Raw genomic sequence first — 11,422 nt, forward strand, 5'->3', positions numbered from 1 at the left:
GGTTATGATGAAGTGCTTGAGGATTTGGAGGAAAGTTTGAAAAATCTGCAAACTGACAAAATAGAAATTTATCAGATACATGAACTTGGCCCTGATGAAGTCGAACAGGTTATGAGAAAAGATGGGGCCCTCGACGCTTTCAAAAGAGCAAAGTCGGAAGGGATGATTGATTTCATTGGGCTAACAAGTCATCATACACAGGTTATGGTTGATCTGATCAAGACCGGCGAGTTTGACACGGTGATGTTTCCTTTCAATGTTATAGAGCGTGAACCTGAAGCAGAGTTGGTAGGACTATGCAGGTCTTTGAATGTAGGAACCATTGTAATGAAGGCTTTGGCAGGAGGTGTGATAAGAAATATAGAAAATTCCCATAGGTTTTTATGCGGCTATCCGCTTGATAATATTCTCGTTGGTTGTGCAACTGTAGATGAGCTTAATGAAAATATTGATTTTATGGAAAAAGCAAAACCATTGAGCGCTGAGGAGCTGAAGAAATTTGAAGAAGAAGTGGCTCCTCTCGGTAAAGATTTCTGTCGAAGATGCAATTATTGTATGCCATGTCCCAATGACATTATAATTCCTGTTATGATACACCTTACATGGCAGAGAATGAAAGGGCAGGGATATGAGAAAATGTCATCCCATGAAAAGGAGAGAGCAAAGAATCTTTCTATTTGGTGGCAGGCATGTACTGAATGCGGCGAGTGCGAGCAGAAATGCCCCTATGATCTACCTACTATTGAACGCAAAAGGGAATTGATGGAAAAATTTTCCTAATTATTCTTACACTTCAATCAGTTCTACATTCTTCAAGTTTGCCGTACCAAGTCCAAGTTTTTCTGCATGTTCTAAGGCAGGTTCCCAAATTTCTGTTTTATATGTTGAGTCGTTTTCTGCCATCAATTTTGAACAATAGGCATCAGTTGCTACAATATCACCGCTGATTATTAGCTTATTTATTCCTTTTTTTACCTTTCCTCGCGTTAGATAAGGACCTGATACAGTTAACAGGTCTTGCGCATCTACAATATTGAGTTCACATCTTACCGCATCAGCAAATTCTGCGGCAAGCATCCTGAAGGGAATGCGAAATTCTTCATTCCATTCTCCTGAATCGATTGATTTTCCATTATGAAGTTTTAGATGACCGTCCCAGCGGTTTGATCCGCGCACAGAGCCGAAGTGATTCTTCAGGGCGCAAGTAAATCCCGCTTCATCATGTCTTTTTATATTACAAATATTGATTACTACATCTGCTTTTGCCAAGTGATTGGAAAGTCCAATCGGATTTTGGACTATCCATCCTTCTTTTTTGACATCCGTGAAAGCGCTGTCATCTGCCGGGTTGACTGCAATTGCTTCTGCGCCGATCTTTTTTGCTTTTTCATATAATCCCATCAATCTAAAAGTCCTTTGAGGCACAGAGTCATAAATAGCAATCTCCTTTGCCCCGCAATCTTTTACAATCTTTGCAATGGAGATCAAAAAATTTGGTTCAGTGCATACAGGATATGGAGTAGGTGCAACAGCATTCGGTTTTAAAATTACTGATTTCCCTTTCACAAGTTTTTCTATACCGCCAATTTTATCAAGGGCTTTTTTTAATCTCTCAATTCTATCATCCCCTTCTGCTACTATAAGAAGCGGTTTGCCATCTTTTAGAAATAGATTTCCAAGACCCTGTCGAGGTGAGATGATTTCTTCCACTTCTGCCCTACTGCCTTTGTTGAGAGGAAGAAGCGAGTAAGCAATGACGCCAGTTGCACCAAAATACGCCTTTTTAATGAAATTTCTCCTTGAAAACTTGTTGTCTTTACTTTTCATTTTCTACCCCTTTTTTATTTTAAATTTTATTTTTTGCAGATTAGCATTCTCGTTATTAGCTATAAAATTGCTGTTAGCGTGTCAAAATTAAAATTAGTGCTTTATTTGAATATTTATTAGAGTATAATTTTTTATGCAATATTTGAATAGTTATTGATTAATTAGATAAGATTGATAATTATGTAATGAGGTAAACTTTATGAGCAATAAAAGGCCTACTTATTCCCATTCAAGACTACAAACATTCGAAAACTGTCCTCTTCAGTATAAATTTAAATACATTGACAGAATAAAAAGTGAGGAAGAAGGAATAGAGGCGTTTCTTGGTAAAAGATTTCATGAAGCAATGGAAAAACTTTATGGGGATATGAGATATAAAATTCTTACGCTGGACGAACTTCTCGATTATTTTGATGAACAATGGGAAAAGAATTATTCAGAAGATATTGTCATAGTAAAAAAGAATAGGACAAAGGAAGATTATTACAATCTTTGTAAAGAGTGTATAAAAAACTATTATCAGAGATATTATCCCTTCAATAGTTCAAAATTGATTGCCCTCGAGAAGTATGTGAAGATTAATTTAGACGATTATGGCAACTATCAACTTGGAGGATATATTGATAGACTCTCTCAAAGGGAGGATGGAACATATGAAATACATGATTATAAGACATCCGGGTCTTTGCCAGAACAGGAAAAAATTGACAATGACCGCCAACTTGCGCTCTATCAACTTGGCGTGCAAAATTTGTGGAATGATGTAGAGAAGGTAGAATTGATATGGCATTATGTCGTATTTGATAAAGAGATTGTATCGAGGCGAAGCAATGAACAATTGGAAGAACTCAAAAAAGAAACAATTGCCCTTATTGACAGAATTGAAAATACGGAAGAATTTTTGCCTAATGAAAGCGCTCTTTGTGATTGGTGTACCTATCAAGATTTGTGCCCTTTGAAAAAGCATAAAACCAAGCTTGAATCTCTACCTGTAAATGAATATCTTGCCGATGACGGCGTCAATCTCGTCAATACTTATGTAAAATTGAAAAAAGAGATTAGCGACAGGGAAGCAGAATTGAATAAAGTAAAAGAAGCTGTTTTTGCATATGCAGAAAGAGAAGGAATCTCAGTAATATGCGGAAGTGATAAGCAACTGAAAATATCTCAAACAGAAGGTCTTTCTGTTCCATCCAAGAAAAGTGAAGAGCGAAAGAAACTTGAAGAGATAATTCGTTCAGCAGGAAAATGGAATGAAGTGTCGACTTTGGATAACTCTGCCTTAAAGGATAAACTTAAAGCCGACAAATGGGATAAGGGATTGGTGGATGAGATTAAAAAGTTTATTACTCCTACCATTAGCAAGCGAATAAGTATTTCAACACTCAGGAGAGATGAAGATTAAAAGGGTGGATTTTCAGGTCAAACACAAAAGGGGGAATATAATTTTTCACTATGATGAGTAAAAAATACTGCACTTTGTGAAAAAGAAGTTTAGAGAGTGAAGGGGAAAGTATATTTTTAAAAGATTCTTTTAAAACAGATATAAGAATTTAAAGAAAATTTTCAAAAATTCTTGAATATTATTATTTGACATTAATATCATTCATTATAATCTAAAATCTGAGAAATGAGTTGAAACTTTTTTTTCATTCATATCTTCTGTTTTTTAGAAAGAAGGATAAATGGTTGACCTCCAACGCTCTAAAAAATTAGGTAGTCTCCTATTGGAAGCAGGCCTCATAACCCAAGCACAGCTTGACCAAGCCTTGAAAAAACAGAAGTGGACAAAGAAGAAATTTGGAGAAATCATAGTTGAACTCGGGTTTGTTTCTGAAATCGATATAGCGAAGACATTTTCAAGACAGCTTGGTATAGAATTTATTGATTTTTCAACCACCGTTGTTGAGCCGGAAGCAATACAGATGATTTCTGAGAAGATTTGTCTGAAACATATGGTTATGCCAATAAGCGTAGATAAACACACACTGAAAGCCGCATTTGCAGACCCTCTGGACCTTGCGGCGATAGATGACTTGAGTTTTGCATCAGGGAGGACTGTAAAACCGCTGTTGTCAACAGCAAGGCAGATTAAGGAAGCAATTTCCCAATATTATCACCTTTCAACTCCTGTAGAGGAATTAGTAAAGGGAATGGATGTTCCCGGAGTTGTTGAAATTGTTTTCTCGTCAGAAGATGAGATCGAAGTCTCTGAGCTTATCAGAAAGAGTGAAGACCCGCCAATCGTCAAAATGGTTAACGGAATATTGGCAAGTGCTGTGGAGCATAATGCAAGCGATATTCACATTGAGCCGCATCAGAAAAAGTTTGTAATGAGAGAACGAATTGACGGCATATTACGAGATGTAATGGTCTTCCCGAAATGGACGCAGGGATTTGTTACTTCGAGAATAAAGATTATGGCTGGTCTTGATATTACAGAAAAAAGAATACCTCAGGACGGCAGAATTAAAATTCGTATTCAGGGAAGAGAAATGGATTTAAGAGTATCAACCCTTCCCACAATCTATGGTGAAAAAATTGTAATACGGCTGTTGAATGCAAGGCCGGATATCTTTAGTCTTGATGAAATTGGTTTTTCTCGTGAAGACTTGAAAAAAATAAAAGCTATGTTGCGAAAGAATCAAGGGATTGTCCTTGTAGCAGGTCCCACAGGAAGCGGAAAGACATCGACTCTTTATGCGATGCTTAATTATGTCGTATCTCCTGATATAAATGTAGTGACTATCGAAGATCCTGTTGAATATGAAATATCGAGTGCAAATCAGGTTGCAGTAAATGAAAAGATTGGGCTTACATTCCCCTTTGTGTTGCGCTCTATTCTTAGGCAGGATCCTGATATTATAATGCTTGGTGAAATTAGGGATTCAGAAACAGCTCTGATTTCTTTTCAATCTGCTATGACAGGTCACAGTGTTTTCAGTTCGATACATACAAACAGTGCGGCAGGAACAATTACAAGATTGAAAAATATTGGTGTTATGCCTTATCTTATTTCATCTTCTTTGAATGGAGTGGTGTCGCAAAGATTGGTTCGTCTTCTTTGTCCAGCTTGTAAAGAGGAATACAATCCTGAACCTGAGGAGTTTATAAATCTTGGCGTGTGCAGAAAAGATTTAAAAGATGTCAAGTTTTATAGGGCAAAAGGATGTCATAAATGTAATTATTTGGGATACAAGGGAAGAATCGGCTTGTTTGAAGTTTTAGTCGTCAATAAGCAAATAAAGAAGATGATTCTTGAAGAAGCTTCAGAAGACGACATTGAAGAGACGGCAGTATCTTTTGGTATGAAAAAGATTATGGTTGACGGTATTGAGAAGGTTGCAGAAGGATTGACATCTTTAAGTGAATTGAACCGAATATTTGCTTTCGAAGAAGAGACTATGAATTTCTGTCCGAAATGTCATGGTTACCTAAAATCAAATTTTGTAGCTTGTCCCTTTTGCTGTCACTCGATTTCAACAAAATGTTATGCCTGCGGCAAGCATGTACATGCTGATTGGAAATACTGCCCATTCTGTATGGCTGAGCTCAACCTGATGCAATATTCATCAACGCACTGAAATGTGTAGTCGGCAAAGATATGTATGTCTATTCAAGAAGTGCCTTGATTTGATTTGCGGCATTTTCTGTTACTGAATTTCCGTGACCTACAAAACACATTTCTGCAGGAAATCTACTGATTTCCTTTACAGATTCGAGAGCTTTCTCATAAAATTCGCATCCTGCTTTAAGGGGAAGACGAAGATTGGGCATCGTGCTTAGCGAATCGCCGACAAAAATAGCTTTTTTGCTTTTGAAATAATAGCTCAAGCTTCCTCTCGAATGTCCGGGGGTGGATATTACTTCAATTCCACCACAGCAGTCAATTAGCTCTCCTCCTTCACAAGGCATATCCACTTTTGTTGGCTCGTAATTCCAGACAAGGTTTTCCATAAAGAACATTATCATCTTGAATATCTTTCCTCCTATACCTGTCCTTCCCATTGTCCACATCTTCTTCCTTCCTTCAATGAAATCGGTTTCGGTTTGAGCTGCAACAATTTTTGCTCCTGTTTCAGCTTTCATTTTTGCAAGTGATCCAATATGGTCCATATGGGCATGGGTAATGAGAATGTGAGAAATTTCATTCGGGCTACGACCTATTTGTTTGATAGCATCTAAGATAATTTTATAATCTCCGGGCATTCCGGTATCAATAAGAACAAGGTCCTCATCTGAAACAAGAAAGATGTTTGAACGGCTTCCCTTGACAAAAAAAATCTTCTCTTTTATCTCAGAAATGTTTTCCATTCCTTTTCTCCTTTATTATTTTTTCTAATAATTTTAGACATTATAGCACATAATAGGAAAGAATTTTACATATAGATTCTCTGTTTTTGAAATAACAAAGAAATCAAAAATAGATCCATTCTTTCCAATGAGTGAATAAAATTCTTGCAATAATTTGTGGAATATGCTCTATAGTTAAACCCTCTTTTTGGCTTATTTTGTTTATGTAGAGGAAAATGCACGCAGGAGGAATGTAAATTGGCTATGAAATGTGAAATATGCGGTAAGGGTCCACAATTTGGCCACAATGTGAGCCATGCCCATAATGTGACAAATCGCAGGTTTAATCCCAATATTCAGAAAAAGCGGTTAGAGATTAATGGGAAGATGAAGACTGTTAAGATATGCACCCGTTGTCTGCGTACAATGGCGAAAACTTCTGCATAGTCCCGGAAGCCAAGCACTCCTTCCTATTTCGAAGTCCACCAGATAACGGCGCTTCTTTTCTTAACTTCTGCAATCAACCACTTGTCTCTTTTTATGAGTTTTTCTGTGAGAAAATTTTTGAGAATGTTGTCATATTTCGAATTGTTTATGTTGAGATATGCCTTCCAGAATTCTACTGCTTCGTCGATGTCATAAAAGGGCTGGTCGATGTTTAGGTCGATAATGCAAGATTGCGGGTTCAAGCCCTTGGCAGTAAGTTTCTCAAAAACAGCAAGATGATTTTCTTTTTTTGGATATTCCTTGTTGAAAAGAATGGGATAAAGCTCGCTGAAAAAGAATTTATTGTTTTTCGTATCTGCGCCAACAATCAGGATAGTGATTTTTGGTGAAACCGATTCAAGGTTTTTTAAAAAGTCATCGAGCTCGACAAAGAGTTTTCTCACATTAGCCACAATGGCGGCATCATGTTTACCTGCATCGATTTCTCCGAACTTTGCTTCTAAAAATTTCATATTGGAAAGCTTCTTTTTCTCTGCTTTTTGGCGGATTTTATTTATCATTGAAGGTGAAGGCTCGAGGGCAGTTACTTGATATCCCAATTCCGCCAATGGGATTGATAAAGGTCCACATCCTGCACCAATATCGATTATTGTTTTACATTCTTGTATTAGCGGTATTATGATATTTAAAATTTTTTTGGAGTAATCGCTCTCTTCAAGCGCTCTATCATACCACTCGACCTTTCTTTCATCCCAAAAAAAACTTCCCATTTTCTTTTATTCCTTTTGCTTTTTTTATGATTTCGGTTGTTTTGTCATCCAATTCTTTTTCACAGAGTTTATCCATACTGACAAATTCAACATCTACGGCATCACTGCCAGCTTTCAGACTTCCTCCTTCTATTGCACACAGATAATCGACAATAATATAGTGAAAAAGAATTGAGCCATTTCTATCTTTATTGATCTTTTCTATAGTTTCCACGATACAAAGCGGTTTTACCAATAATCCTGTTTCTTCAAAGAGCTCCCTTTTGACAGCTTCTTTCATTGGTTCTCCATATTCAATTCTCCCTCCGGGAATTGACCATTGTCCTTGTAATGGAGGATTTTTTCTTTTAACTAAAAGAACCTTTTCTTGTTGAAAAACGATTCCGCCAACAGCTGGAAGAGCTTTATCTCCAAAAATCTCCACATTCATTTATTCTTTTCACATCCTGTCTTTGCAAAATACTCTTAAATCAAGTGTCATATAGTAAAAAAAAAAGAATATAGCAATGAAAGGCTTTGAAAATCTCAGGAGAATTTTTTTGAAAATGAGTTTAAATAATCTTCATAAAACCATTTGGGATCTCATAGAGAGAGCAAGATTCGGAAAAGTTATTTGTTGAAAATAATAAAAAAATTATATAAATAGATATATTTATGTTAATTAAATAGCATATAATTAAAATGACAGACTACGGTAAAGTTAGTGATTCGTTGATTTCTCTCCTTGAAAAAGAGCTTGGGGCAGATTTGGTTTTCTTTGATGAAGATATCCTCGATGCTTATTCAAGAGACCAAACAAAGGGGTTGGAAGCGCGGCCTGATTTGGTTATCAAACCACGAAATGTGTCTCAGATACAAAGAGTAGTTCAAATTGCCAATGAAAAAAAGATACCGATAACTCCCCGTGGCCAGGGTTATGGATTGAGCGGAGGAGCAGTGCCTCTATATGGCGGAATTGTTATCTCTTTGGAACGAATGAATAAAGTCATCGACCTCGATTTAGATAATCTAATGGCAGTAGTTGAACAGGGAATTATCACGGGAAATTTTCACCGCCTTGTGGAAGAAGAAGGACTTTTTTATCCTCCTGACCCTGCAAGTTTAGATAGCTGTAGTATTGGAGGCAACATAGCTGAGGGCGCAGGAGGTCCCTATGCCGTAAAATACGGCACGACAAAGGACTATGTTTGCGGATTGGAAGTTGTTTTGCCGTCAGGGGAAATAATCGAAACAGGTGGTAAGGTGGTAAAAGATGCTACAGGATATAGTTTAACACAATTTTTTGTTGGTTCTGAGGGTACACTTGGAATTATCACAAAAGCAATACTCCGACTGCTTCCTTTACCCGGCAAAAGAATCGATTTATTAGTTGCTTTTGACAAGGTCGAAGATGCTTCAAGGACAGTTTCAATGCTTTTGAAACGCCGAGTCATTCCAACTGCAGTAGAGCTAATGGATAACTCGGCGCTAAAGCTTGGAGAGGAATATCTCAAAGAGAAGCCACCCTTCCCTGATGCGCAGGCGCATCTTCTCTTTGCTCTAAATGGTAATGATGAAAAAAGTTTGGAAGAAGAGATGGAAACAATTGAACAGTGTTGTGATGAAAATAATGCCGCAGATGTACTTGTTGCAAAAGGGACAGCAAGCCGCGAAAGGTTGTGGAAATTCAGACGCTGCCTTTTTGAAGCGGCAGGAGAAAGAAGTCTTCTATGCAGAAGTATGGATCCTGTTGTGCCAAGAGCTAAAATTCCGGCACTTCTTGCGGAAATTAAAAAGATTTCTGAAAAGGAAGGTTTTGAAGCATCCTGTTTTGGACACGCTGGAGACGGCAATATTCATATTACGATGTTTCCGGGCAGTTTGAGTGAAGAGGAGTGGTTGAAAAGATATTCAGTGTTTTGCAGAGAAATTTATGTTAAAACATCCGAGCTTGGAGGGAGAATTGCAGCTGAGCATGGAATAGGAGCGATTAGAAAGGATTATTTGCCTATATCGATTAAAAAAGCAGAGCTTAACCTTTTGAAGGAAATAAAAAAAGCCTTTGATTCAAAAAATATAATGAATCCCGGTAAAATTTTTGATATGTAAATAACAAAAAAACAAGAGATGTAAGGAGGAAAAAATTAATGGCAAATGATGAAAAGGGGACGGAAAAACCATTAAAGGTGCTCGTCGCAGGGGCAACTGGTTATCTTGGAAGCAATGTGGTCAGAGAATGTAAAAGGCGCGGCTATTGGGTGCGTGCTCTTGCAAGAAATCCAGAGAAGCTTGAAAAAATAGGGATAAAAGAGCTTTGCGATGATATCTTCGTAGGGGAAGCAACAAAGGATGAAACTCTTGAAGGGTTGTGCGATGGCATTGATGTAGTCTTTTCAAGCATAGGTTTTATGACCTTTGATAAAAAACCACTTATCTGGGATGTTGATTACGGCGCAAATATGAATATTGTTCGCCGCGCAAAAGCTGCAGGAGTAAAACACTTTGTTTTTACATCAACGATTGGCAGTAAAGAAATGGCAAAGACAGTGAAAATAGCTGAGGCGAAGGAAGCTGTTGCCAAAGCCCTTCAGGAATCAGGAATGAATTGGACTGTAACGCAACCAACAGGTTTTTTTGATGATACAAGGAAACAATTTGAAGTAATCAAAAGCAGAGGCACTGCATATGTCTTTGGCTCAGGACAGACAAAATATAATCCCATTCACGGTATAGACCTTGCCAAGGTTTCAGTTGATGCATTTACAAATCCTGAGATGAAGAATAAGTATGTCCCTGTGGGAGGCCCTGAAACCTTTACCCACGAAGAGGTAGCTCTCCTTGCTTTTAAAGTACTTGGAAAAGAGCCGAGAATTAGGCATATCCCCATTTGGGTTTTGAAACTCATCTCGATTATAGCAAGACCCTTTAATCAGAATCTCGCAGATATGATTTGCTTTTTTGTTGCCATTGGAGGTATGGAACTCGATGCGCCTCACTATGGAGAGCATCGCTTGGAAGATTTCTTGAGGACATTGGTTGATTAAAGCTTTCTATACCTTTTAAAAGATTGCCGTTGCTTTTTCTGATAAGTAGGCAAGTTCATCGGCAGATAATTGCCATTCAGCGGCTTGGGCATTTGATTTTGCTTGAGAGGCGTTCTTTGCACCAACAAGCGCTGATGTAATCCCCTCTTGCTGCCTTATCCAGTTTATTGCAATGTGAGAGAGAGGTCTATCATATTTATTGGCAATCTTTTCCATCTCTTTCAACAATTCTTGGGTTTTACTCCAATATGGCTCTTTGTAAAAAGGATAGAAAAATGAACGGGCATCATTTCCTGCAAATGAAGGTCTCTTTTTATATTTGCCTGTCAGTATTCCGCTTCCTAATGAGCCGTATGCAAGAATGCCAATATTGTTTTGCCTGCAGAAGGGAAGAATGTCTTTTTCAATATCTCTTTTGAGCAGTGAATAATGAGGTTGAAGGCTTGCAATCGGCGCTATGGAAACGGTTTTTTTTAGAAGTTCAAGGTCGAAATTGGAAACTCCTATTGCACGAATTTTGCCTTCCGACTGCATTTTTAGAAGTTCTTCCATTGTATCTTCAATGGGAGTTTTAGGGTCAGGCCAATGGCACTGATAAAGGTCAATATAGTCTGTATTTAAAAACATCAGGGATTCTTCCAAGTCTTGTCTGATTTTTTTCGGTTTTAGGTCAATAATGAATCCTTTTTTTCTGTCTAAGCCACACTTGGTTGCTACTACGACCTTTTCTCTTTTGCCTTTTATTGCCTTGCCGACAAGTTTTTCTGAATGTCCAGTGCCGTAGGCAGGTGCAGTATCGATGAGGTTGATTCCATAATCGATCGATGCTTCTATGGCTTTTATGGCTTCAGCATCGTCGGTTTTTCCCCAAAACATACCACCAATTGCCCATGTGCCCAGTCCGATTGTTGAAACTTTTATGCCGCTTTTTCCGAGTTCTCTGTATTCCATAATTGTTGAAGATTTTTTGTTGTGTGGGTTGCTAATAAATATTAATGAAAATGATAATAAATCAAGAAAAAATTTTTTTACTTTAAAATGAGTTGTGGGAAAGTTAAAAAC

Annotated in this window: 11 protein-coding genes; 6 read left to right on the top strand and 5 right to left on the bottom strand. The window is 37.7% G+C overall.

The window, feature by feature from the left end:
• The coding region (locus D6734_04780) for an aldo/keto reductase (protein RMF95865.1) at positions 1 to 780 on the top strand (780 nt) is incomplete at its 5' end.
• Between the two features lie 6 nt (positions 781 to 786).
• On the opposite strand, the gene D6734_04785 is transcribed toward D6734_04780, so the two are convergent.
• Entirely contained in the window at positions 787 to 1,827 is a 1,041-nt protein-coding gene (locus D6734_04785) for a DUF362 domain-containing protein (GenBank protein RMF95866.1), read from the bottom strand.
• A 199-nt stretch (positions 1,828 to 2,026) separates the two neighbouring features.
• On the opposite strand from D6734_04785, the gene D6734_04790 reads away from it, so the two are divergent.
• Positions 2,027 to 3,232 (top strand): PD-(D/E)XK nuclease family protein, encoded by a 1,206-nt coding sequence (locus D6734_04790; protein ID RMF95867.1) that lies wholly within the window; start codon positions 2,027 to 2,029, stop codon positions 3,230 to 3,232.
• A 280-nt stretch (positions 3,233 to 3,512) separates the two neighbouring features.
• A complete protein-coding gene (locus D6734_04795; protein RMF95868.1) occupies positions 3,513 to 5,411 on the top strand; it encodes a type II secretion system protein GspE in 1,899 nt (632 codons plus the stop codon).
• 28 nt (positions 5,412 to 5,439) lie between these two features.
• Here the strand turns inward: D6734_04795 and D6734_04800 are convergent, their stop codons facing one another.
• The gene (locus D6734_04800) at positions 5,440 to 6,141 is read right to left on the bottom strand and encodes an MBL fold metallo-hydrolase (GenBank protein ID RMF95869.1); all 702 of its coding nucleotides are present in this window, start codon (positions 6,139 to 6,141) and stop codon (positions 5,440 to 5,442) included.
• A 237-nt stretch (positions 6,142 to 6,378) separates the two neighbouring features.
• Between D6734_04800 and rpmB the strand changes: the two genes are divergently transcribed.
• The gene (rpmB, locus tag D6734_04805) at positions 6,379 to 6,567 is read left to right on the top strand and encodes a 50S ribosomal protein L28 (protein RMF95870.1); all 189 of its coding nucleotides are present in this window, start codon (positions 6,379 to 6,381) and stop codon (positions 6,565 to 6,567) included.
• 23 nt (positions 6,568 to 6,590) lie between these two features.
• On the opposite strand, the gene D6734_04810 is transcribed toward rpmB, so the two are convergent.
• Together D6734_04810 and D6734_04815 are read right to left on the bottom strand one after the other, a co-directional pair.
• A complete protein-coding gene (locus tag D6734_04810) occupies positions 6,591 to 7,337 on the bottom strand; it encodes a class I SAM-dependent methyltransferase (GenBank protein ID RMF95871.1) in 747 nt (248 codons plus the stop codon).
• Positions 7,315 to 7,767, bottom strand: a complete 453-nt coding sequence (locus D6734_04815) for an NUDIX domain-containing protein (protein ID RMF95872.1) — start codon at positions 7,765 to 7,767, stop codon at positions 7,315 to 7,317. Before D6734_04815 ends, D6734_04810 begins: the two co-directional genes overlap by 23 nt.
• 251 nt (positions 7,768 to 8,018) lie before the next feature.
• Here D6734_04815 and D6734_04820 point away from each other — a divergent pair, with 251 nt between their 5' ends.
• On the top strand, positions 8,019 to 9,425 hold the full coding sequence (locus D6734_04820; GenBank protein RMF95873.1) for an FAD-binding protein: 1,407 nt from the start codon (positions 8,019 to 8,021) through the stop codon (positions 9,423 to 9,425).
• A 38-nt stretch (positions 9,426 to 9,463) separates the two neighbouring features.
• Positions 9,464 to 10,360, top strand: coding sequence for an SDR family oxidoreductase (locus D6734_04825; protein RMF95874.1), 897 nt, complete (start codon positions 9,464 to 9,466; stop codon positions 10,358 to 10,360).
• Positions 10,361 to 10,375: 15 nt separating this feature from the next.
• On the opposite strand, the gene D6734_04830 is transcribed toward D6734_04825, so the two are convergent.
• Positions 10,376 to 11,311, bottom strand: coding sequence for an aldo/keto reductase (locus tag D6734_04830; GenBank protein ID RMF95875.1), 936 nt, complete (start codon positions 11,309 to 11,311; stop codon positions 10,376 to 10,378).
• Positions 11,312 to 11,422: the final 111 nt, after the last annotated feature.

This window comes from Candidatus Schekmanbacteria bacterium, from assembly GCA_003695725.1.
Classification (GTDB): domain Bacteria; phylum Schekmanbacteria; class GWA2-38-11; order GWA2-38-11; family J061; genus J061.

Excerpts from the sequence above, each read along its gene's own strand:
- D6734_04785 (RMF95866.1), bottom strand. The coding sequence starts at position 1,827 with ATGAAAAGTAAAGACAACAAGTTTTCAAGGAGAAATTTCATTAAAAAG.
- D6734_04790 (RMF95867.1), top strand. The coding sequence starts at position 2,027 with ATGAGCAATAAAAGGCCTACTTATTCCCATTCAAGACTACAAACATTC.
- D6734_04795 (RMF95868.1), top strand. The coding sequence starts at position 3,513 with ATGGTTGACCTCCAACGCTCTAAAAAATTAGGTAGTCTCCTATTGGAA.
- D6734_04800 (RMF95869.1), bottom strand. The coding sequence starts at position 6,141 with ATGGAAAACATTTCTGAGATAAAAGAGAAGATTTTTTTTGTCAAGGGA.
- D6734_04810 (RMF95871.1), bottom strand. The coding sequence starts at position 7,337 with ATGGGAAGTTTTTTTTGGGATGAAAGAAAGGTCGAGTGGTATGATAGA.
- D6734_04815 (RMF95872.1), bottom strand. The coding sequence starts at position 7,767 with ATGAATGTGGAGATTTTTGGAGATAAAGCTCTTCCAGCTGTTGGCGGA.
- D6734_04820 (RMF95873.1), top strand. The coding sequence starts at position 8,019 with ATGACAGACTACGGTAAAGTTAGTGATTCGTTGATTTCTCTCCTTGAA.
- D6734_04825 (RMF95874.1), top strand. The coding sequence starts at position 9,464 with ATGGCAAATGATGAAAAGGGGACGGAAAAACCATTAAAGGTGCTCGTC.
- D6734_04830 (RMF95875.1), bottom strand. The coding sequence starts at position 11,311 with ATGGAATACAGAGAACTCGGAAAAAGCGGCATAAAAGTTTCAACAATC.